The organism is Gracilibacillus massiliensis, assembly GCF_001458115.1.
GTDB lineage: Bacteria > Bacillota > Bacilli > Bacillales > Amphibacillaceae > Gracilibacillus > Gracilibacillus massiliensis.
This window is the reverse complement of the sequence record NZ_CZRP01000012.1, coordinates 332,529-357,105: the sequence shown is the minus strand read 5'-3', so window position 1 is coordinate 357,105 and position 24,577 is coordinate 332,529. Positions and strand designations below refer to the sequence as shown.

General features: G+C 33.5%; 17 protein-coding genes and 1 pseudogene. 5 read left to right on the top strand and 13 right to left on the bottom strand.

What is annotated here, in order from left to right:
- Positions 1-6 precede the first annotated feature (6 nt).
- The 7 genes and pseudogenes from BN3107_RS09285 to BN3107_RS20335 all read right to left on the bottom strand — a co-directional run.
- Entirely contained in the window at positions 7-2,817 is a 2,811-nt protein-coding gene (locus BN3107_RS09285) for a helicase-related protein (RefSeq protein ID WP_058307350.1), read from the bottom strand.
- Entirely contained in the window at positions 2,814-7,979 is a 5,166-nt protein-coding gene (locus tag BN3107_RS09280; protein ID WP_058307349.1) for a DEAD/DEAH box helicase, read from the bottom strand. Before BN3107_RS09280 ends, BN3107_RS09285 begins: the two co-directional genes overlap by 4 nt.
- A 218-nt stretch (positions 7,980-8,197) precedes the next feature.
- Positions 8,198-8,551, bottom strand: a complete 354-nt coding sequence (locus BN3107_RS09275) for a hypothetical protein (protein ID WP_058307348.1) — start codon at positions 8,549-8,551, stop codon at positions 8,198-8,200.
- A gap of 64 nt (positions 8,552-8,615) precedes the next feature.
- The gene (locus tag BN3107_RS09270; RefSeq protein WP_058307347.1) at positions 8,616-11,150 is read right to left on the bottom strand and encodes a Spaf_1101 family AAA-like ATPase; all 2,535 of its coding nucleotides are present in this window, start codon (positions 11,148-11,150) and stop codon (positions 8,616-8,618) included.
- Between the two features lie 372 nt (positions 11,151-11,522).
- On the bottom strand, positions 11,523-12,059 hold the full coding sequence (locus BN3107_RS09265; protein WP_058307346.1) for a hypothetical protein: 537 nt from the start codon (positions 12,057-12,059) through the stop codon (positions 11,523-11,525).
- A gap of 608 nt (positions 12,060-12,667) precedes the next feature.
- Complete coding sequence (locus tag BN3107_RS19375; protein ID WP_262359954.1) at positions 12,668-12,757, bottom strand: putative holin-like toxin; 90 nt, start codon at positions 12,755-12,757, stop codon at positions 12,668-12,670.
- A gap of 139 nt (positions 12,758-12,896) precedes the next feature.
- Positions 12,897-13,004 (bottom strand): annotated as a pseudogene (locus BN3107_RS20335) (hypothetical protein); the annotation flags it as partial.
- Between the two features lie 520 nt (positions 13,005-13,524).
- On the opposite strand from BN3107_RS20335, the gene BN3107_RS20330 reads away from it, so the two are divergent.
- Together BN3107_RS20330 and BN3107_RS09255 are read left to right on the top strand one after the other, a co-directional pair.
- Complete coding sequence (locus BN3107_RS20330; RefSeq protein ID WP_058307345.1) at positions 13,525-13,704, top strand: type II toxin-antitoxin system PemK/MazF family toxin; 180 nt, start codon at positions 13,525-13,527, stop codon at positions 13,702-13,704.
- A gap of 123 nt (positions 13,705-13,827) precedes the next feature.
- Entirely contained in the window at positions 13,828-15,027 is a 1,200-nt protein-coding gene (locus BN3107_RS09255; RefSeq protein WP_058307344.1) for a spr1629 family repressor/antitoxin, read from the top strand.
- A 202-nt stretch (positions 15,028-15,229) separates the two neighbouring features.
- On the opposite strand, the gene BN3107_RS09250 is transcribed toward BN3107_RS09255, so the two are convergent.
- From BN3107_RS09250 to BN3107_RS09240, 3 genes are all read right to left on the bottom strand, one after another.
- Positions 15,230-16,888 (bottom strand): SWIM zinc finger family protein, encoded by a 1,659-nt coding sequence (locus BN3107_RS09250; protein WP_058307343.1) that lies wholly within the window; start codon positions 16,886-16,888, stop codon positions 15,230-15,232.
- An 11-nt stretch (positions 16,889-16,899) separates the two neighbouring features.
- Positions 16,900-17,370, bottom strand: a complete 471-nt coding sequence (locus tag BN3107_RS09245) for a UPF0158 family protein (RefSeq protein ID WP_058307342.1) — start codon at positions 17,368-17,370, stop codon at positions 16,900-16,902.
- 143 nt (positions 17,371-17,513) lie between these two features.
- The gene (locus tag BN3107_RS09240) at positions 17,514-18,800 is read right to left on the bottom strand and encodes a M20/M25/M40 family metallo-hydrolase (RefSeq protein WP_058307341.1); all 1,287 of its coding nucleotides are present in this window, start codon (positions 18,798-18,800) and stop codon (positions 17,514-17,516) included.
- An 87-nt stretch (positions 18,801-18,887) separates the two neighbouring features.
- Between BN3107_RS09240 and BN3107_RS09235 the strand changes: the two genes are divergently transcribed.
- The gene (locus BN3107_RS09235; RefSeq protein WP_058307340.1) at positions 18,888-19,829 is read left to right on the top strand and encodes a hypothetical protein; all 942 of its coding nucleotides are present in this window, start codon (positions 18,888-18,890) and stop codon (positions 19,827-19,829) included.
- 67 nt (positions 19,830-19,896) lie between these two features.
- Here the strand turns inward: BN3107_RS09235 and BN3107_RS09230 are convergent, their stop codons facing one another.
- Positions 19,897-20,298 (bottom strand): hypothetical protein, encoded by a 402-nt coding sequence (locus BN3107_RS09230; RefSeq protein ID WP_058307339.1) that lies wholly within the window; start codon positions 20,296-20,298, stop codon positions 19,897-19,899.
- A 425-nt stretch (positions 20,299-20,723) separates the two neighbouring features.
- Here BN3107_RS09230 and BN3107_RS09225 point away from each other — a divergent pair, with 425 nt between their 5' ends.
- Positions 20,724-20,915, top strand: coding sequence for a hypothetical protein (locus tag BN3107_RS09225; protein ID WP_058307338.1), 192 nt, complete (start codon positions 20,724-20,726; stop codon positions 20,913-20,915).
- 116 nt (positions 20,916-21,031) lie between these two features.
- Positions 21,032-21,193: a hypothetical protein gene (locus BN3107_RS19810; RefSeq protein ID WP_156416113.1), complete on the top strand. Its 162-nt coding sequence runs from the start codon at positions 21,032-21,034 to the stop codon at positions 21,191-21,193.
- A gap of 207 nt (positions 21,194-21,400) precedes the next feature.
- Here the strand turns inward: BN3107_RS19810 and BN3107_RS09220 are convergent, their stop codons facing one another.
- Together BN3107_RS09220 and BN3107_RS09215 are read right to left on the bottom strand one after the other, a co-directional pair.
- Positions 21,401-23,221 (bottom strand): DUF262 domain-containing protein, encoded by a 1,821-nt coding sequence (locus BN3107_RS09220; RefSeq protein ID WP_058307337.1) that lies wholly within the window; start codon positions 23,219-23,221, stop codon positions 21,401-21,403.
- A complete protein-coding gene (locus BN3107_RS09215; protein WP_058307336.1) occupies positions 23,214-24,515 on the bottom strand; it encodes a DUF262 domain-containing protein in 1,302 nt (433 codons plus the stop codon). Before BN3107_RS09215 ends, BN3107_RS09220 begins: the two co-directional genes overlap by 8 nt.
- Positions 24,516-24,577: the final 62 nt, after the last annotated feature.

Below are 24,577 nucleotides of genomic sequence, written 5' to 3'. Positions count from 1 at the left end.
TACCTCCTAAACCTTAGGTTCCGGTAGATACATATATATACCTAAAATATCAAGTGGAAGTTTTGGTTCTACTCTAACATTCCCTTTTTGCTTAGAAGCTGTTCTTACCCTTGAATGTTCGTCCAATAATTTTGCACCTCTGTTTTGTGCGAATTGTTCTAATGTTGGTTTAATATAGTCAAAGTTATCAATTATTTGCCTCATGAACCCTATTGCTTGATTAGGGTCAATATTACTAGAAGGTTCAGCCATTAATAATTTTTCCGAATCATTTTCAGTTAACCATTCAGCATTTTTGGGTGAACCTTGAAATGAATATAATTGAGATTCTTCTGCTAATAAAACAGATTCTTTACCTCTTATTTTCTCAATTATATGATAGCGCAATCGAGTAAGTATAACTGTAGTTCGCTTAGAAACATAATTTGTCCGAATAGCACCACTTCTCCTAAATAATTCCTTACTCTTTGCATCGAGAGTATTATTGATAATGAAGTTAGCAAGGCCTTCTACAATAGGATGAGTTCTACTAAGGTAAATAGTATTTTCAGGAACAGGGTATGCAAACTTTCCATTAAATTGTTCAATATTTCCTAACGATTCCTTTAATGTACTTGGGGAATCTTTTAGATTTACCCGAATAACATCTTCACCACTGACAACCGCGTTATTAAGCTGTAGACCATCCTGTACAAAGTCTTTAATTTCCTCTTCAGTTCCAATTACATTTTTTATTGATTCCAACTCCCTAGATACCTCATCAACTTTAATTGTGTCTTGAGCAAACATTGTTCGTGAACGTTTTTCTTTAGCTGTTACATCATCCCATTTTCTAAAAACTTCCTCTTTTATAGGTAAATCAAAGTCAAATGATAATTGTTCAAAGTCTCTTTCAAAGTTCTTTCCTTTAAGTAATAGTCCTTCAAATATTGCTTCCACCACAGAATTTGCATCAACTGGTATAGGCACCGAAATTCCTAACGAACTTTTTATAGTTTTATGCTTTCGAAGAAGGACATCAAGCACAATTCCGTCTATTTGGTTGTCAACTCCATAATAAGTAACCACACGAACATTACCTTTAGTTTGACCATACCTATCTACTCTTCCTTCCCGTTGCTCGTGCCTGGTGGGATTCCAACTCAAATCATAGTGAATTACGCTATCAAATCCTTCTTGCAGATTAATTCCTTCGCTTAAACAATCTGTTGCTACTAACACTCTTTGTTCTGAATGAATCAAATTTATAACTCTTTCTTCTCTTTCAGTCGGAGGCAAATTACCCGTTACAGCAGTAACATTAACTTTTTTAGGCAGTTTTTTACGTAGTTGTTCCGCTAAATACTCAGCTGTAGGGATAAATCTACAAAAAATTATTGGATTATAACCCTCACTAATTAGCCGTTTAATTAATTTAGTAACTTCTGTTAATTTGTGATCCTTTTTTCCATATAACAACTCAGCTTCCCTTGCCATTTGTAGAAGAACACGACGATTTTTCTTTTCATCATTAGTAATTGATGCTATATCACTACCCGGAATTACATCTGTTATTAAATCATCTGTATCAATATCTAAAACAGTTCTTTTACCTATGTCATTGGCCTCTTCTATACTATTAGATTGAATTGTTGAGGCACGACTTCTTAGTGTCGCAACCGCGGCTGCAGGACTACTTGCAAGTGACCTTAATAAAGCTAGTGCTGACCACCACTTGACTCTCTGGTGATGACCGCTCCCATTCTCATCCATAACGGTTTCTCTTGCGTAACGTAATACTCGATTAAATAACTTTTTGTATTCTGGAGACAATTTATATGTTTCTTCTGCTTCTTCTCTTATTGGAAAAGGTGTTTCTTCCTTCATAAAATGCCTAATATCCGCACGCCTTCTTTGAACTAAGTACTTTGATAATTTTCTTCTAAAACCTACGTTTTCTTTACCCACTATTGATTCCGGAAAATTTTCGAAATCAGAGTTCAAAAGAGACAGTAAAGAACGAAAGGCATTCTCGTTTCCACTATGAGGAGTTGCAGTCACTAATACTAAGTGTCTAGCTGAATTTTCAGCTAAACCTGATAATAATTGATATCTTTGATGCTTACCTCCTCTCACATTCTCACCAAAAGCACATGTATGTGCTTCATCAACAATAACAAATTCAGGACAAGTACGAAGAAATTCATCTCTTCTACGATCGGATTTAACAAAATCAGTAGATACGATGACAAATGGATATAATTCAAATAAAGATTCACCAATACCACAATTTCGTTCTAATCGAGTAACAGTACTTGGTAATACTAACTCTGCATCTATATGAAACTTATTTTTCAGTTCAGTTTGCCATTGTTCAGCTAAATGTGGTGGGCATAAAACAGCCATTCGTGTAATCTCACCACGATCAAGTAATTCTCTAGCTATTAAACAAGCTTCGACAGTTTTACCAATACCAACATCATCTGCGATCAATACCCTTACAGGATCTAACTTTAGAGCCATTAATAACGGAACCAGTTGGTACGGCCGAGGTTGTACTGCAATCTTACCAAAAGAACGGAAAGGTCCAGCACTAGAGCGAAAACCAATCCTTATTGCATCACGAAGCAACCTTCCAGATCTATAATCACCTAACTGATTAGGGTCTGGTAAATCAAAATGTGCTGATTCCACTTTTTCTAATGGTACATAGATACCAGTTACCTCATCTTCAGTTCCACCTAAAGGTCGAAGCATAAGTAAGTCTTCTTGAGATTCAGGTAAAACAACCCACTCTCTCCCTCTAGCTTTTACCAGTGTTCCTACTGCAAAATTCATGATGAATTACCTCCAAATATATAGGAATACCTTTCAACTATTTCAGCCCAATCATCCTGATGACCAAACCTAATCACTGTATAGCCTAAGTCTTCTAAGCATTCAGTTTGGTTAATGTCACGAGTTTGTCTCTCAGGAAAATCATGATAAGGGCCATCTATATATACTACTACAAATTGGTCCTCGTATAAAAAGTCAGGTCTAGTTTGACATGATTCTATATAGGGCTGAGCTTTTGAAGGTAAACGAAGATTTCTTTTTTCAATATATTTCAGCCACTTTTCTTCTAGTGACGAATCACTTTGATTTATTAAATAGCCTAAATGATCTTCTCTTACAACTCCATTATTTGTTATATTTAATTTAGATTCTTTTAATTCTAACAAGACATTCAAAATACTTTTCCTATCTAACAAACTATGGTCTCTTTGATTTGAATAATTCATTAGGCAGTAATAACAAGCAGCTTCGCATTCCTCTACAGCTTTCGGTGCCTTTAACATATCTTTTCCACTTCTAGGATCAAAGTGACAGATCTCCAAAGCAACTTTAATAACTTCTGAAAATGCATTATTATCTTCAATTAATCTTCTTAGTACACCTGCACCACCTTCGGCAGATTCATAAAACAATATTTGTCTTCGATTTTCATCATCAGGTAATGGCTGTGCTGAAAGTTCCGTATCCTCTAACTGAAATTTTATTTGAATTGCATTTTTTATTGCTGATTGAAGCGACGCAAACTGTTCAGATGACAATTTTATTTGTGGTTCAAAAAGCATACAGTTCCTTCTGTCCTCTACATAAGGAATTACTCTTGCTGTCTTAGATGTCAATGCTTCAATCTCATCACTATTATCTTCTGCTTGGTCATTCTTTGCCCAAAAACCTGTTTCTAAATCCACTACAAAACCATTAATATCCTTATCTTTCCTTCTACTCCATCCTAAATTAATTTTCCATAATGTAGCAGCATGACCGTACGATATATTTGCTATAGTTTTATTTCCATGATTTACTCTTGCTGTTATTTTAGAGAAGGCGTCATTATCTGCAAATTTAACTACTGTTTTTACTTCGTATCCTAATCTTAACCTTTCTTCTTCATCTGAATTTATTTTACTACGTCTTTTAGTAGCAACATTTTCCATCCTAAAAAGTTGTTGTAGAGGTTGTTCTAACAGACTATTACACTGTTCACATAAATCTGGTCCAACGGCATCTTGGATTGGGTGCAAATAACCACAAGAAGGACAAATTTTTGCATTTCTTGTTGGAATAGCCTCTCCTTCTTCCCTTACAGGCATAATAACTTTATTAACTATATACCTACTACCCTCATGATAAATAATACTTCTGGGACCGAATTCATTTAAAGCTAAAAATCGTGGACGAGATAGATACTCACCTTGATTATTACCTTTTCTCTTACCATGAATATAAGCTGATAGTGGTAATCTTGGAAAGTTATACCCAGGCAAAAATCCTTCACTTGCAAAATAACGATAACTATAAAAATCAGACTGTGCTATATTATTTGTTTCTAACAGAAGTTCCAATTGTGATTCCGCTTCTCTCCTTAAACGCTTTGCTTGGTTTTTGTCACGCTGCGTACGGCTTGCATCTACAATTATTGCATCTTGAATTCTACGTTGTTTTAAAGCAGCTTTATAAAGGTCTCTCCATCGATTACACGCTTCATCAAATTCAAGAGGAACTCTATTTAAAATATTTGTTAGCTTCTCTTCATCAAGAGAAACATCATATAAAGATGATAAAATTCTTTGAGCTCGATCAAATGAACGAGACTTTGCATTTCTATCATTTATACTTTCCATTACTGAAGGTAACAATTCTAAAGTAGGATTCTCTCCGTCTAAATCAATCAAATCTTTAAGTGAAGTACCTAGACTTAGCTGTGTTTCTTCTAACCAAATTGCATATATATGTGATTTAATTAATTCTTCATTTGATAAATCAATTCTTGGCGGAGTTACAGCGCCTGCTACCATGAGTTCAGGGTTTTTGAAAAAATACTGATCATGATTGCTACCAGCAGAGCAATATGTAAATACTAATGCTGGTTGTCCACTTCTTCCTGCTCTTCCACTTCTTTGTGCATAGTTTGCGGGCGTAGGTGGAATATTTCTCATATTAACTAGATTTAATTGAGATATATCTACACCAAGCTCCATCGTTGGCGAACAATATAATATAGGTAATTTGGCTGCTCTAAAATCTGTTTCCCTTTTAAGTCTTTCTTCGCTCGGAACTTGTGCAGTATGTTCTCTTGCCTTAAGCCCATGAGCCTCATCAGCAAGTGTTTTATAAAATTCAACAAAAAATGGGTTGGGTTTGCTTCCATTTTCCGGGCCATTTGGAATCCTAATCGGATCATGAAAAGCTTTTATTCCGTCTCCAGCAAACCAAAGCATTGCTGAAGCGTTTATTTGATAACCATTAACTTCATGTGAGGATTCAACTTTTTCCAAAATCCCACCGATTACTAATGCTTGAAGTAATTGGTCTATAATATCTTTTGTTTCAAGTAAGCTAATTTTTTCATTATAATCAGGAAATGTAGAAAATCTTCTCAAGTATTGTCCAAAACCACTTTTCTCTGATAAATAAACATTTCCTCTGTAATCACTTTTCGAGCGACTTCTTGGGTACAGAACTTTTGCATATTCTAATGTCTTCTCATCCTCGTCTATTGCCCATGGATCTATTAAATATGCACTACTTTGCTGGACCATTCTTTCCTGAAAGTCCTGGTTTAGGTAATCCACTTTTATAGCTAATTCACGCCTCATATGATCTAACAGCGCTTTAGCAACTTTAAATCTTGTGATTGGAGCAGCACTGAGAAGTGCCTCATGAGTCCCCTGCCATACCTCTTTTTCCTCACATACTTCATCTAATGATAAGTAATCAATTTCTAGTAGACCACATTGTTCAAGATTAGGGGATGTAATTCTCCATCCTCTTTGTAAGTCCTGATATAATCTATAACCTAGGACATTTCTTAGGGCAAGCTCAGTATTTCTTTTTTGTGCAAATTTCACTTCAGGGTTAGAGGCAAATTCACTAATAGGCATATTCATTGATTGGAATACCTTCTGTGTTAACACATCATGTTGTATTCCATTAGCACCAGCATCATTAACAGCCTTATATAACGAAGATCTTAAAAAACCAATTTCAACAAAGTCATTAAAATGCCCAGCTTGTAAAGAGGCATCTTGTCTATTATCTGTGAAACTCAATAACTTCTTAGCTTTATCTAAAAGATCTTCTTTCTTTAAATGTTTAACAGATGAGAGGCTTAAAATAGTTGTTGCTGTACTTCTTCCTTCCGATCCTAATGTACTTAATTTAGTGAAATCAGACCTTAGATTTGAGCTATAAGCAACACCACAGTTTAAGCAGAATCGAAAAGGTGAAGAAATATATTGAAATTCAATTCCAGCCCCCTCAATCTTACCTTCTGTGGATACATTTATTGTCTTTGGTAAATCCTTTTTTCTGTTGGTCTTTATTTTAAACTCACCTTTTTTATTTTCTAGCCAATCATCAGGTAATCTATCAATTATTTCTGATGGTTCACTAGGCCAAGGATTATCCGAATTGATGTATAAAAAGCCAGAATCAATACCATAATCTCTATCACTTGATGAATCATTAAGACCTCTTTTCACAAAGGAAGTTTCACCTGTTTTTTGATGTTTTACAGCATTAACAGTATAGTATTCTTGACCACATTCACGACAAAAACATAGTGGTAACAACACTCTGTTACGATCGTTTGGTACATACTGTTGACCTTCTAATGATATATACCGTTCGTCTTCACTTTCAAGTGAAGCATAAATTGTATCACCTTTACTTATAAAGGCATGTAATCTGAAGGCAAATATGGGAAATCCAGTATTAGGGTTCTTACATTGGTAACCTGACATTAAACACTTTTGAATCTGAGAAATACAAATATCTTCTGATTCGCCCGTTATATTGCTCAATATCTTAACTGCTCCATCATTACCAGATATACTTTTAGGTTTAGTTCTTATTAATCTTCCAGTTTCAGACTCGGTTGTTAGTCCAAAAATGCTTTCAATCCAAATAGCTAATGGATCATGTATAAACTCTTCTGCATTATTTGGGAACTCCATATTTACATTCTGAACACGACTCGTTAGCTCTTTAATAAAAGTAGGATCACTAATATCCCTAATCGGTGTAGACCTACGTAACGTTTCACCAATTACATTTTCAGGTTTAACTAAGGTACCAAATAATGTCGAAGCTATTTTTGAAACTTCTTCCCTTTGCTCATTAAAGTTACCTTCCCCGGCCATAGTCGCAGATGTTCCAATACATTGAAGGTTGTCTCCGCCACATTTATCTCTAAGACGTCTTATTAACATGGAAACATCAGCACCTTGACGTCCTCTATACGTATGGAGTTCATCAAACACTAAGAATTTCAGATTCTTTGCCGCATTAATTAAACCTCTATCCTTAACCCTTGTTAATATTAGCTCTAACATTACATAATTTGTAATTAATATATCAGGTGGATCGGATATTATCTCTCTTTTTTCCTTATCACTTTCTTGACCAGTGTACCTTTTATAAGTAACAGGACCCTCTCCATTGGGATAACCAAAAGATAAGAATTTTTCCAACTCCCCGAACTGGCTATTGGCGAGAGCATTCATTGGATAAACTACAATAGCTTTAATCCCATTCCCACTTCCATTTTGCAAAATATAATCAACTATAGGAATAATATACGAAAGACTCTTCCCTGACCCTGTACCTGTTGTTAAAACATAGTTTTCCATATCCTTTGCAGAAATTATTGCTTCTGACTGGTGTTTATGTAGTTGTAGGGGGGATCCAAAATCTGTTTCGTTTTTTCCAATTCTAAAAATTTTATTACATTCCTCATGTAGAATCCCATTTTCAACTAAAGATTCAATTGTTCCACCTTTTTCAAAAGATGGATTTAACTGAATTAAGGGATCTGGCCATAATTGCCCACTCTCTAGTGATCCCTGTACGTACTCATTTATTCTATCATCATTAATTTCAATAAAGCTTTGAACAAATTTGGAATAATCATCAATAATCTTTTGGTGAAGACTAAAAACATCCATTAGAAACACCTCCGAAAATTTTTCTTATACTTTTTAAGAAATAAAATTATAATTAAAGTCTGTTATAATAATTTCGTATTTTTTTAACCATTAACTTTCTTCTAATTTCTAAGAAATCCTCATAATCATCTGAATCCATATTAAAAATTAAATCTGGCACAATTCATTTTTAGGTTTTCCTGAAGGTCTTCCTAGCTGTCAATTTCACCTATCTTTATTCAGTCCCCTTTCACTTGTAACTTAATTTTTTCCATATACTCTTTATGTAATTGTGCCTTAACAGCTAAATTTACTACTTGTTCAGTGTAAGCGTAGTTTGCTATTTGATTATATTGCCTTTTATTATTATAACCGTTTGTTTGCAAATACTTTTTAGGAAAAACGTGATTTACGTCTCCTCTTTCCTCAATTAATTGCTGCACAGTAATCGATTTGGATAAAAAGGCATAATCTTTATCATAAATCTGGGACATTACATATAAATTGAAATATGTGCTACTAGAAACTGAAGTATCTAAATTAGCTGGCAATATATTATCCCCGTATGCATCAGATAACTCTCCGGCTTCCATTTTTCACTTATGTACTCCATTGGATCTTCAAGGATTCAAAACGCTAAGTTATGACACCGTTTTGTTAAATTCCTAATACTGTTTCATATGTGTCCTTTTTGTGAGCAAATGAGTCTTTTCCCCCTTCAAGCACTGAGACTATATGTCCAAGCACTATCTCACTATCTGGGTAGCCTTTTTTCACAACCCAACCATTATGATTATCGGAGTCAAGTATAATTACTTGCTCTGCATCTGCATTAGTAACAATAGTAGAAGAATGTGTTGAAATAATCACTTGACGTTTATTTTTAATCCTTCTTAGACTTTTGTCTAGATTTTGATAAATATAAATATTATCTAAATTGTCTTCAGGTTGATCAATAACCAAAGGAGTACTATCATTACTATATTCGCCATAATTAAATAAAAAGGTTAAAATTGCAACCACTTTTTGCCCTAACGATAGTTCTTCTATATTTTTCATTAAAACTTTTTCACTCTTAACAGATTCTTTCATATTTATGTTAAATTCTAATTCAAATGAATCTATCATGTGCATTAAGCTTTCGATACTTTTAGTAACATTAGAAATATCCCTGAAAATTCTTTTTTCAATTTGATTGTAGATCTTTCTAATATTATCTGAATTTATTTCTTCATATCCTTCTTTAGTAATACCGGAAACATATTTTTTTATAGATATTTTCCTTTCTATCTTTTGGTGATCTTTATTTAGTAGCATCTTTAAAAATTCCAAGTAACCAAATTCATCAATAGCCTTTAATAAAAATCTTTCTACATCATCCCAAGTTAGATGGGTATTGAGAACATTTTTTGAAAAACCAATTTCAAATGATTGATTATAGGATATCTCCAGAAAATCTGTATAATAGTCGGGAGATATCTCTTCGTTATAATATTTAATTTGTAAACAATCATGATTAGCTTTATTAAACCTTTCAATAGTTTTATTTACCAAATCCTTTCTATTATTAATAGTTTTAATAATAAAATCTAGTTCTTCCCTTAAATTTTTACGATAATTCACTTTGTTGTATGATTTTAACTTTTTGATTATATCGAATGCCTCTATAAATCTCTCACCATTAAATATTATTTCTTTGACAAAATCACTAATCTTACCGGAGTTTATTTGTTCGATAATATTATTTATTGAATAGCTTTTTTTATAAACCTGATTCATTATTTCTTGAGATGAACGTTTGTTAACCTCAACAAAAGATGTATTATTATCATGATTTTTCACTCTATACAAGGTTACCCAATGTGGAGCAAGTGAAAGTTTGTAATTATTTTTATCGTTCTCAGGAAAGGCTTTATCTAAAAAATATTGCGTATTTATGTATCCTCCATTACCTGTTTGTGGTAAAAACTCCAAAATGTAATCCATGCCTTTATAATAAAAAACTATATAAATTATGTTATGACTTGAAATAAATTGTAAGAAGCTAATACTAGAGTATTCTAGGGTGAAAGCAGTTTCCAAAATATTGAGTATTGTACTTTTACCAACACCTCTGCCTCCAATAATACAATTTAAGTCCCTTGAGAAATCTACTATAAAAGGATCGCTATTTTTTCTATTAGTAGTTAAAAAACCGTCTTTACCGGGCTCAATGTAAATACCTTTAATAAACCTATTGTTAAATGTAGGCTTATCCGTATATATACAATAAGTATGATTTTTAAAAGCTTTTTTAAGGGACTTAAAATTAACATTATTAAATTTTATCCAAGTATTTTTTATCCCAATTTCATCTAGACGGTGAGAATCACCCTCATATATATAACAAAATTTCTCTGCCATTTTTCCTTGAAGTTCATTTATTTTTGCTATCTGGGTACTTTTTGCTTCTAAATTTGTTAAGCCAAGTATATTTAAATCATTAGATCCAAATAAAGCTTTTTTATATAATTTAGTGCCTAAGTAATTACTAGAATTAATATGAGCTATATAACAAATCCCATTGTAATCTACAACCCTTTTCAACATATCTAAACAAGATATATATGTACCTTCCTCTTCCGAGTGTATAAATTCTTTAATGAACTCCTCCACCTCACCATATTTATGATGATCAAATATAGATACTAAATGATACCGATCTGAACAACTTATTTCGATACCCAAAAATAATCTTATACACCTTTGGTTCTTATCACTTCTTAATCTAGACTTATAATATTCAACGACAGCTGCTGTTAATTTTTTAAATCCTTTTATGGTATTGTGGTCTGACACTACAGCTACCTCAATATTGTTCTTGTATAATGTATGAGCAATTAGTTGATATCCCAAAAGTTCTTTTAAGCTATCAAATTCCGTATCAAATTCATTTTTCATGTCTTGCAAAATTTCCTTTGCATGGGAACTTTTTAATAAATACTTATCAACAAATTCTTGCGAATATAGCTCTCTTTCTTGGGCTACCTGTATTACTTCATTTAAAGTCATATTATTGAATTTATTATTTTCTATTAATTCATAATCATGAGATGCTGGGGTGTGTATATGAAATTCTGTTTTAAGTAAATGTCCGTATGTTCTTTTCTCATTCTCTAATACCTTATAAACCCTTGCTAGATTATCATTCACTTTGTTGTCCCCTCACAATCTAAATTTTGCTTCATATTAATATAGTTGTTTGTTATTTTCTATTATCTTTTTATTCTATATATTTCAATAAGTATATTCTATTCACAGGTCCATATACTAAATTATTAGCCACTAAATTGGCACAATTTCACTATAATTATACGTCTGTTTTTGTTACAAGTAAATGGGATTGATAGTGTTGATTTTGGACTTTATCCATGTAGAACATCCTTTTCTATATCCATAAATATGTTAAAATTTAGTTATCATTATCAAACGAAAAGATATATTAAGCATAACTTCGATTACTCAATATTTCTTTTCACACGCTTAATATTTCAAATCTAGTTACTTAAGAAAACATCTTGAATGCTATTTTTTGTACACTTTAAAAGAGACGACATTACCCCCTAATCCCTTCTTCCAATTCATTACAAGATCAAGATCTTTAATAATCGCGTTATCTTTAGTTAAAATGACATTATTAATACCTTCATAATTTGCCGCTTCATCTAAAAACTGATTGAAAGCAGGATCATCATAATCAGGGAATGCTAATTGATAATAAATTGTTAATCGCATAATTTCAGTATCTCGGACGATTTTAGTAGATCCTGTTTCCACTGCTCTTAATGAATTAAACAAAACTCTTTCCTTTGTCTGTTTATTTTCCAAAACACCTAGACCAATTTTCACCGCCTTCTCGATATCTATTTCGTGATTCGAGATACGATAAATATTTACTTCTCCTTCTGGCACTATACTCTCATGAATGTTTTTGACATTCGCTTTAGGTTTTTCATCAGAATAATCAATTTCTCCAGAAGTCTTAATCTCAACAACAGATATTACGTCAAATTCATTTTCTGCCTCGTCTGGCGTCAATGTAACATAATTCAAATTGTTCATATAATATTCTCCTTTTTTTTGCTTACTATATATAGCAGTAAGGAGAATGAAAAATATACGTTATATCATAAAAAAATAAATTTTTTTGAAAAAACATGAAATGAGTTAGTAATATATTAATAAAATTATACCGCATCAATCGACCTATTCCAACCAAATAAGCACTATTTTTGGAATATCTTTATAGTATTTGTAGAAATATGGCTTATTAAAATAAAAGGAAAACACAAAAGTAAATGTGTTTTCCTTTAACATTTATTCAACACTACCAGCAATAATTAGGAGAAACGATTGCCACCAAAAATAAAGCTGGACTATCAACAACTGTAAAGAATGACAATGGGACATATCATTTGCAAGAAGGTACTGTTAGATCAAACGAAGATAACATCTGATTATTCAGAAGGATTTAAAACACACTGTCTCCACTTATAGAGACTATATTACAATTCACAAATTATCCCTGATTATGTTATAATAATACTAACCAAACATATACTAAATAACCCATAGGTGTCACTACGGGTTAAGATAAGCGGTTCCCCCAAGGGATCGGCTATCGAGTGTGATAGGCCTCTCCTAATTACTTTATAGGGCAATAGGGAGGTCTATTTTTTGTTGAACAATGAAATGATCAAAGCGAGCAATGCAATCAAGAAGGTACCAAAACCAAATAGTACCATGTAACTCTCATACATGCTCATAAGCATCACCCCCTTTCTTTCTTCGGGGATTAGCCAACCTTACCCTAAAAGAACATTATCCATTTTTTAGTATAACGCAACTATCACGAACATGCATTCCTGTTCGCGAGTATTCCGTTTTAATCACTGGATAATATACATGGACATTTTCCTGACCTATTCGATAGACTCTGTCAGTTGCTTGACTTTTCACTGCGGGATGCCACCATCTCGTATAATGGATGACATGATTGGCGCTTGTATTTACCTGAAGAAGTGAAGATTGTGGGACAGAGGGACAGGTTCTTCGTCACACCCTATCTATATCAGAACGGGACACAATGCTTGTCCCCGTGTCCTTTAATTCAACCTTCTACATATATAAACAAACACCCACTCCAATAAACTACACATTCTCCCTTTCTACTCATCCTATTTATGGTAAAATGGGTATTAAGTATTGGATCTTGTAGCCGGAGGAATGATGTATAAACAAGGGGATATCGTTCTATTGCCTGTTCCAAACCTCATCATCAATGTCGTTATCCCAAAAATCGAGACTACTTTCACTAGCCTTTGTTAAGTCCTTAGATAAACTTTTTTCATTGAATACTGAAGAACGAAAATTATTATATGTAGGGATGACTCGTTCAAATGAACTATTGTATATTAGTTCCGTGAAAAACACTTCTAAATTCTTAAAAAGAAATAGATCCGAATCAATTCCGCTTCAAGCGTGATGCATCCTTAAGGCCGTTTCAAAGAGTAGCCATATCTGAATATTGATTTATCGAGCAGATTATCGATGTGAACGCCTAGAAGGTAAACTTAAAGTTGCATCAGCAATAAGAACTGACAAAATTTATACATTATCTAAAGATATTGTTAGAAAGAAATTTGGACAAGTTAATACTGAAGTTTTGGAAGATGTTCATAAAAGGATAATTGAATTGATTGAGTAAGTCAATGTGAACGGACTGTATTATAAGTTAAATTTAGTGTTGGACTCATTTCTGCAATTTTACTCTCTATGAAGTTTCCTTTAGTCCACGCGAAAACCTGATACTTAAATAAGGGGGAGCATTATGTTTATTGGTGAAAATTTAACTAATCTTCGTATCATGCATGGATATTCACGCAAACAGCTCTCTGAAAAAATAAATGTAACAGAACAAGCGATATGGCAATATGAAAATAATTACACAACTCCTAAAATGCAAATTGTTAATGATTTAAAATCAATTTTTAATGTGAAAAGTAAATATTTTTACAAAGATGATGTTCTAAATCGTTATTTTGCAGTAGAAAATATTCCTTTTATGAATGTTGCATACCGTTCTAAGGTAATGAATGTAATATCAAAAACACAAGCAGAAGCTATGCATGTGGAATTTTTAGATAGTTTTGTTAACTATTTAACAACTCATTTAAACCTTCCCACACAAAAAATCATTCAATTAAGAGACGAAGCAATTCACTACTTGAATGCTTCTACAGATGACAGAAATACACAAATCAACACTGTTGCTAAACTTGCGCGACAAAAATTAGGTTTTCGCAATGACACGAATGATGATTTACTATTTTTAATAGAAAAAAGTGGTGTATTTATTTTTGAAAAGTCGATTGGCGAAGAAATAGATGCCTATAGTTTATGGACAAAAAATGATCGAGCTTTCATTATATTAGGTAATGTAAAACGATCAGCCGTCCGCAGAAACTTTGATATTGCTCATGAACTTGCTCATTTATTACTGCACTATAAAGTCGAATTCACTAACCTTAATCGAAAAGAGCATAAGGCCATAGAAAATGAAGCTAATCTGTTTGTTGGTGCTTTCTTATTACCTGAAGAATCATTTATTGAGGATATGAACACTATCGCTTATGTTACAAATCCCGATGCATATATAGATCTAAAGAAGAAATGGAAAACGTCTCTGCAAGTTTTAGGTTATCGGGCAGCTCATTTAGGGATATTAGATGCCAAGAAACATCGTAATTTTTATGCAGCACTTCATCGAAAAGGTTATTTAGAGAGAGAACCATTAGACGAATCTTTAGCGATTCAAAGGCCTCAAAAAGTGAAATCCATTATTGATTTAGTTACTAAAAAAGGCATCGTTGACATACGTGAAATGATGGAAAAAGATTGGATGGTAGAAACTTCTTTTTTCCATCGTTTAACTGGTATAGAATTAGACTTTTTTGATGACTATCTGAAGCATGATCAAGATTTTGAGTTAGTAAATGTTAACGAATTTTCTACTAGTATTACTAATTAAGCTGAACAGGTAGATCCATTCATTTTAGATGGACTTACCTGTTCTTATTTAATCCATCAACAACTTAAGACAAATAATGGAGTTATTGTTATTTCAGTGATTTACGAGGAAGTAATAATGCGGTAAAAAATGACGATGGGAAGTACGATTCTTAGGACAGATATGTTCTGCATATCAATGCAACAGTATACCTGTCCTTCTATCACACTTTTGCCAATTCATCCAAAAATGCTGGTCGTCTATAGTATTTGTTTTCTAAATCCTTAATAACAGTACTGGCTTGTTCTTGCCCACATGCTTTTCTAAATGTTTTTATGACCATACACACATTGCGGTATGCTTTTCTATTTGAGGATCTTTTAGCCATTGAATTAATATATACTTTGAAGATTTCGGTCACATGTTCTGAATGCTTCTCTATTAAATGAGGATACAATAGATCAATAGTTTCAGGATTATTCAGACAATATGTTAAAAGTTTGTCCGTTAACCCCTCTTCTTTTAAAATACGAACATAGATATTACCACTGAATCCTGTTTGCTTTAAATTGTCCGTTATATACTCTAGAACTTGCGGCCATTCGTCCTCACTATATAGCTGCTTTAGCTTTGGAAAGTAGTCATAATAGCCCTTTAGTAATAGTGACATGCCTAATGATTTCTGATTGGTTTCATCATGCAACGCTTCATATGCCTGATAACGATATTCCTGCCATTGACTTACAAGGCCAGGATATTGCTTGTCTCTCTTCTCACCGTCAAAGCATAATTCTATCACTTTTTCATAGTTTGCTTGTTCAAAATTATCTTGAATCACACGTTTTCTGAATTCAGGTGAATCTATATTGCTTTCCAGAAACGCATACCATTTTTCTACGGTATCGAATTGTTCCATTAACTCCAACTGAATGCGTTTTATTTGTTTACGATCGTATGAAGCACTCCTGCTGTCACTATTTGATTCAGCAAAGATTGTTTCAAGCTCTTCTTCTAATATTTTTCGGCAATCGCTAATATCACAAAACGAGATACAAAATTGAAGTAAAGCAAATCTCCATTCACTCCATTCTTTAAACCTATTCTGTCTCGATGTCTCTATCAATTGTTGAACAATCTCTCTTTTTTCTAAATCGCTAAGAAATTCCTCCCCTCTGAATATAGCTATATCGATCTTATCAAGAGTCTTTTCAATGACCATACCGACATCTCCACCGGAATCATCACAATATTGCAGCAAATCAATCATTTCAGCCAATATTACCTCACCGAGAAGTACCGCCATCTTAGTTTCCTCATCATCTATCTTTTCATCCATTTTTTCTAATACAAGCTCTGCACCTGTTACTGCAAGATGAGCATTTCGCCAATTAACAAACCCATCTACTTCCGCCCGTTGAATATATTGCTGTATTAATTCCTCAGATGCTGATATACCACTTTTTTCAGGACCATAGTTAAGACGCAACTCTTTTTCCATTTCAGGATTGCGGCCAGCATATTCCACTAATACTTGCATTAATTTTTGCTTCGGCAAATCTTGTAAGATATCATGTAATGTTGGTTCTTTCGTATCCTTACCAGAAGAAAAAGGTGACTGTCTATTTCGCAACGCAAAGAACATAGCTGTCTCATGCTTACATATATCGCTAAAATCATACGGACAGTTACAGCTAAAATGTAGTATATTTTCTTCTTCATCGAGTTTTACCTCAACATGATAATCCTCAGAACCTCTAACAATAGCGGTAAAATGTCCTGGTCTTATCTCATTGATGTTATTGACATGCTGCCATTCATAATATTCTTTGCCTCGAGAGACAATGGTGTCATGAATAGATTCTTCAAAATTATTCAGATGCAATGATGTCCCCCCTATTCTTCATAGTCAATCTCTACCCGTTCACAAAAGTCAATCGCTATTTGTTTGTAACAATCATCCCTGAATTCAAACCATTCGTCTCTCACTCCAAGTGTTATTATCTGATCCTTGAAACGTCTAAACGCACCTCTACCTTGGATAGCGTTAAGCAAAGCAGATTGTATAGCATCATCCTCAAGGCTAAAACAAAACCTTTCCATCATGTTATACTCATTTATTTCATATTCTGATGGAAGTTCAGCATATTTATGATCATTTTCAAGAATGTCAATAGCTGTATCTACTTCTTCTAGCTCCCAATCAGCAAGGCGATCGCGATCAAAATCCTCATCCTCTGCCGCTAGAAATGTTCCACTTGAAATGAGAACAACCTTGCCTGTTTCCTTGGTTAAAAAAGCCTCAAATTCCTCTGATTGCATCTCCATTTCGTCTATAAGGTCACGTAATTTTACTTTTGCACTCATTTTAGTCACTCCAATATCTCAATGATCAATCGAATTATAGCACATTCAAACGGATTTCTTGAAGTTAGAAGACCAAATGTTTTTTCCGTAAATTTTCCTTTTATACCTCGTGTTGAGCAAAAACAGGGGAAGGATCCCCTGTTTCAGAATGAATGCAACATCTTTTTTTCATCGGTTATACATCGAACTTCCCCGTCACTCAACATTTTCAAAATCAACTTACTGGTCTCGTAACTAGCTAAATAATTTACAATCTCTTCATGGGTATGTTCATGCAGATAACCTGCTGATAGATTAACAGTTGGAATACCAAATGCTGCATAATTCCGAGCATCACTACTCCCACCTTCTGTTATGCTCCAGTCAGGCATTCCCAACTTTTTCGCTGCTTCTTCAAACAACTGACCAAATGCCGTGGGACAAAAGGACTCGATACCAGCAAACGATGTGACTATATCACGTAAATGACGGCGATCCACTACTATCGCTGCATCCACATCATCGATGAATCGTTGATCTATTTGATGAGAACCAACACAATCTATTTCTTCTTTTACAGTAAAAGCAACTTTGATTGTCCCACGAAAGTTAGTTCGTTCTAGTTTACGCAAAACTTCTAATATAATTGCGATTCCCGCTCGATCGTCTGCACCAAGAATACCAGCTGAACTTGTTAACGTTGTACCTTCTTCCACTATTTCTCGACCATCTACAAAAGGAGCCACGGTGTCCATATGTGCCGATAGTAAAATGGTCGGACCGTCTCCACAATAGCGATACGCTAGCAAGTTTCCTGCTCGATCACGGTACACATCATCCATACGAGGACCTAATTTATGTTTTAAGTACTTACGAATCTTTTGCTCATTTCCACTCTCTCCATTAATGGATAATACTTCTAGTAATGATTGTTTCAATGTTTGTGCCGCATAATAGTCAAGACAAGCTGGATCTTGATAAACATGATATAGCTTTTCTGCAAAATCGAGTAAATCCTCTATGATTTGATAATGTATCCTCATTTTTCTGCCAGTTAACATGATTTTTAAGGATGATGGCAAAAGGTTCTGTAGCATTTCCTTTTGCTTATAAGTTAATGGTCGTTCAAGTGAAATGTTAGCAGGTCGTTGATGATGACCATCACAACTCATCGTCGTATGAATACCTAATTCATTTAACCAGCGCGTAATGCCACGAACATATCGATCGATTTCGATTAAAGGCAATGCATGAATATGTGGGTTAACCGAGGATTCTTTACCATGCATTTTGACATGAGTCCGTGTTTCTTCCATCATTTCCATTATTTCATGGTCATTTTGTACCTCTTTTGCTACAATTAATTTGGCAATAGTGGCATAATCATTGGATAATGCTAGATCATCCTTTTCTAATCCATGTCTTATTAAAAGATTGTCTACTTTTTTCATTTGATCAGCTCCTTTTATTTGTTAGCTAAATTTTATCAAATGAAGTGTGCACCGCCTGCACAGTATGGAAAATGGGGGATATAACTAATGAACGAAATAGATCCACACCTAAAACAACGGGAATTGGAGAGACAACTTAAAGAAGCAAAAAAAAGAAAAGATAAAGCAAGGCAAAAGAAAATTCGTCATGAATTGATTAACTTCTATGTACAATACGGTTCCTATTTAAAAATGAATGTTAAAAATGATAGAGTAGCGCTAACACATCTCCAGAATGCATTAGATCATGAACCTGATCATGCACTTGCTAATTATCGATGTGCACATATCATGTATAAGCAAAGCGAATTCAGCTCGGCTATTCAATATTTTCAGCGAGCGTTAGATACACCATTAGAACCACTTTCAGACACATTAAAGCAAATTAGCTACATGTATATGGCGGATGCGTCACTAAAAATAACTAAAAAGGCCTTAAAGAAAATACATGAACTGGGGGATGATGCTAACCTTATGTTAGACGAGGACAAAATTGTGCAGCTACGTGCTAAGCTCTCTTTTCCTGAATTTGATAGATTAGAACAAGTATTTTTCCGAAAAGTAACGGCAGACGGTAAAGCAGTAGCTATTGATGATACGCAATTTGAATCGTTATATGACCAAACAAACGAAGATCCAAACCTTGTCTTATTAGTCCAATCGAATAAATCGTTGTTCTATCTAAAGTATCAACACCATCTACCTGTTTATTTCAGAAATAATGTGTACCGTGTCTTATATTTTCTATTGCAATCTGATGTGTTTATAGATAACCAAACCATCTGCATTAAAATGAATTTATCTAGCGAGCATGAAGATACAAATGAAAGTGGTGTACGTTCTGCGATAAGGGACCTTAAAGCTGATGTGTTTTTTTGGGAAGAACTACTAGAAGCAGGCAAAATGGGGCGAAGAGCAGTACACCGACGCAAAAAGGAAATACGTGTTATCTTTCTGACGGAAGCTGGAGAATTATTGCCTGATGAGTAATAGGTTGCTAAGGATAACGCTTAGTTAGTCGACAGGTGCCAGTCACTTGTCGACTACAATAAAATCCTTAACTTCCAGAATCAAAGCGCCTAAGATCGTCTATAATTGGTGTGATTTGAGTTTCTACTTTTTCTGAATACACGAAAATTAAATTATCTAGAAAACTAACTGTATAATCAGGATCATTTTTATAATGTTGATTGAAATACATATTTGGGTCATTAGTTTCTACCCTGTTTTCCATGGAATATATAAATATATATTCTTTGATGACTGCAATATCATAAGCTGCTTGTTCTCTAGCAGAATCCAGTTTGAATTGTTCCTCTAAAGGTTGTGAATGAAAAGCAATGTTTTTTTCTTCAAGAAAAATTTCCAGGTCATTCAGATCTTTATATTCTTCTTGTATGGAACAACCATTCACACCTAATACGAAGAAGAGGCTGAGTAAAAAGACTATTTTTTTCAACGGACATTTCCCCTTTTTAGCTAATCATAATATAAATTCGCACCCGTTGGTTTAATAAGCTATTAAATAAGGATTTTTTAAGCTATTTCTATTACGTTCTAATATTTTAATATTCAGTTTTGCAATTACTTCCTCTCCTTTATAGTCTATTATTAAATTCTCCTGCCTAGTAGTTGAATAAGCATTTTCATTTCTCACATATTCATTTTAACATAAAATCCCATAAACCCTTTTTGAAAATAAAACAACTCATTATTAGCTAAATTACATATCCCACTTAAAATAACAAAGTTTTTAATACTCGTTTTCATGAAAATCTAATAAATTTTCTCCGACTAAGCTAATCTTAGACCAGGTGACAATGGTCTATTTACCACTGTTTTTGTTACAATAAATAGTAATTATTGTAAGAGGAGATGCTGGAGATGTTTATTATAGAACAGAAAGGAACAGTAGAGATTTATCAGGGAAAAATAACAGCGTTCTATTGGCAAGATACCTTTCGAGTTCCAAGTCCACCCTGGACATTTGATTGGGATTTTGAATTTAATCACGAAGAGCGGTTAGTCTATAAGTTAGTAGTGAATGAAGAAGTTGAAGCATTGATGTCACTATAAGATGGTGAAGGACATGTATTAGTAGAATTATTAGAAGCATCTCCTGAGAATCGGTCAGATAGCTGCATCGCGTCAGCTAGTTACGTTATACTATAGGAAAGGAGAGTGATACCATCTTGAAGGATGAGTACACTAATAAAGAGCAGACATTAGAGGAAACAACTCGCTGTATTGATGAAAAACATAATGGTATATATGCCTATCCTCATGAGTCAAAGGAAGAGAGAGAGAAAACTGATCGTTTGATGAAAGATTTTATTAAGAAAAATAATCAATAGTATATAGATATTTAAGAAAGAATCCTCTATGTTTAAACATGGAGGATTCTTTCTGTGATGGGACGAAGCGATTGTTGAGCACAGTTTAACGATTTTAATTAGCGACAAAGAAAATAAAAATCATCGTACTGGTTTGTAGGGTAAAATAAATAACATTTTGTTTACATTCATTAAAGGATTTAAGATCAGTCCCCTGCCCTTTATAAATTAGCGGAGGACAGACCTTTTTTTAAGTTCCTGCTCTAAAATTTCATACATCTTTGCACCATGTTCTTTAATAACTTCCTCATTCCAATCTTTATCTTTAGCAATAGAAGCCATAATTTTCAATTTCTGAGAGGTTTTGATTGTATTTTTATTTGTTAACTTTGCTATCGGACTCTGGTTAGAAAACTTTGAATTGGCGGAACTAGTGATTAAACAGAGATTACCAAAATGATTTAAATCAGCAGCATCCATTTTATCATACCCTTCGTTGCCAATAGGATTTTGAGGATAGAAGTGTTCAATTGAATTTCTAAATGTAAACTCATAGTCTTCCATTGGCCTAATTTTGTCCTCATAACCATCTCGCCATAAAAGATAGTCTAAGTATGTGAATACTACTCTTTCTATGTTAAAGCCATCATTCCTATTATATCCACTTTCCCTAACTTTCCGTTGTGCATAATTTTCTAATAGCCGTAAATAATTTGGAGAGACATCCTCTTTATTAATATTTTCCATTAGAAATGCTATGGAATCTGTTATCCAGTGCATCGTTTTGGGAGAAGTATACGTGATTCTAAGTGCTGATTGTATCATGCGAATCTTTTTGTGCCTGTTATCTTCATCGTTCCCAGCACTATCATTAGAAAATGTATGTACATAATCCACTTTATTATTGTTGTTCGTTTTGTAATATTTTAATTTGCTTAATGACCAAGCGCCTTCTTCTGAGTGTTTTCCGTAATACTCTCTCTTTATAATAAATTTATCAAATAAGTACCTAGCTTTTAATAATTGAACAATGAATTTTTCTGGATCTATTTCATCATTCATGATTTCAAGCACTTTTTTGTCATCCAATGCACCATCATCATCAGTTTGCTTATTCTTATATAGCTTAATAACATGCAGCAAAAAATGCGGAAATGTTATAATTGATTCAAAGCGCTGATTCCCTTCATCTCCACTCTCGTTATCGTTAACATTATTGATCTTACTGTACTCCTCAATTGCATCTATCACGGATAGTGTAGTAGATAGCTTACCTTCTTTTCCATCCGTTGCTGAAAAAAGATTCTGGAATATATCTTCAAAATCGCTAAAGTTTAATTTCTCATGTGTTGAACCAAACAATTTCTTTCTGTCCTCAACACTAAAGGCCATCTGGACATACTTTTCCATATGAGAACAAGCATCCCAAATCTTAGAGAAAACACTTCTTTTTTCCTGCGACTTTTCCCCACCGATGCTTGACATCAGTCTTGCTTTCACGATTTCATGAGCTTCTAATTGTTCACCACGAGTATTCATAATTTCAAAGTAGTGATTTAAATCTGTATCTTTAGGTACAATGATCCTTAATAATTTCGTATTCTGAAGCTTGTCTATTATTTCGCTATCAGACTCGACTTCCTTTTTGAAATGATTTAGGGCTCCTAAAAGTTCCTTCGTGTAGAATTCTTCATCATAATCTGTCGATCCATTAGAAATCTTTTCTAAGGTACGATTTGATTTTCTCCTTGCTTCAAACATTAAACTTTTATATGGGGGATTTTTCTTTAATGCAGCTAACAACATAAATATAGTAGTCAGGCGTTGTTGACCATCAATTACCTCGTATACAGCATCATCTCGCTCATATACAACTAGACTCCCCAAAAAGTACTCTTGCTCAGCGTCTAGAATATCCTCCAGTAATTGTTCCCTCTCTACATTACTCCAGGCATAATTTCGTTGATAAATTGGAATAATATATCGCGCACTTTCATTAAATAATTTGTCAACGGACAGCTCAACTAATGCTCCAGACTTATCAGTCACCTTCAATCACCCCAATTTCTTGTCTTAATTTATCAAAACTTTTCTTCTGGTATTTAGTTGCAATATCTTCGAATGTTATATCATCCATTTCGAGCATTTCTATATCTCTTGGACTTATCGCATCTCTTATAACTGTAAATAAATTAAGTTTATGGTTTAAATATTCATTTCTTCCCAAAGCATATTTGTTAATTGACTTTTCATATACAGCTTGATTGATACAGCGTAATTGATAACAGTATTTGAAAAATAATCGCTCAATATTGGGATTTTTATTGTTTATTCCAAACCGATCGTAAAAGTACAACAGTAAACACTGGAATAATTCCCTAATATACCGTGTTCCAACCTGTTCATGACTATGATTAGGGGAAACGGAATCAGGAAGCATTTCCAACGCTATCTTTTCTACTTCTTTCTTTAAGTTCATATAGTAATTTGTCATTTCAAAAAACCTTCTTCCAGCCAAAAGAGGTTGATCGATTTGAAACGGGATCAAAGCATCTATCCCTAGTAACTCTTGATGATTTTCTCTATTAAATTGTTCAATAAATAAGTAGGCTGCCTTATGGTATTGGATAAAATTAAATTGTTGATCTAGCGGAACACCTTTAAACATTTCTATACCATCTCTATTAAAATAATGTGCATTTCCTTGATTAGACCATGTCTTAATCTTGTATAAGTATCCCGTAAATAAGTTCGCTAATTCACTTGTGATCTGCGCTTCCCATTTTTCTATGAGCTTTAATTTTGTTTCTTCACTATCAGCTGTCATTTCACGTAAATGGTAGGCTTTCAATAAATCATGTGCTTCCAATGCTTTACCACGTGCATTTTGTGAATCAAAAAATTGGAATGCTTCCATTTCATTGTCAATTTCAATGATGATTACATCGCATTTTTCTTTCATATAATCATACAATCTACGTTTATCTTCTGAAGTTAAGCTACTACATAATCGTTTAATTTCATTATAATTTTTGCTAATATTACTTTTGTTTTTAGGTATTGATAGCCCTGGTGAATTTTGAAGTACATCATTTATTAAATGTAAAGAAATTGTTCGCTGTTGACCATCTACAATATCTCGTCTCTTATCTTTATGTTTATGTATAACAATTGTACCAATACGATATTCTGATAAGTTATTCCGATATGCCTCTAGTATGTCGTTAAACAATTGATTGATATTACGTACAGTCCACTTATAAGGTCTTTGATAATCAGGAATTGACAAGTTTAACTTGAGTAATTTTTCGACATTAATTATTTCTTTTTTGCTAATAGACATTGCGATCCCCATTTTTTATATTTTTATAGCTATTGTATATCAAAATTAATCTATTTAAACAA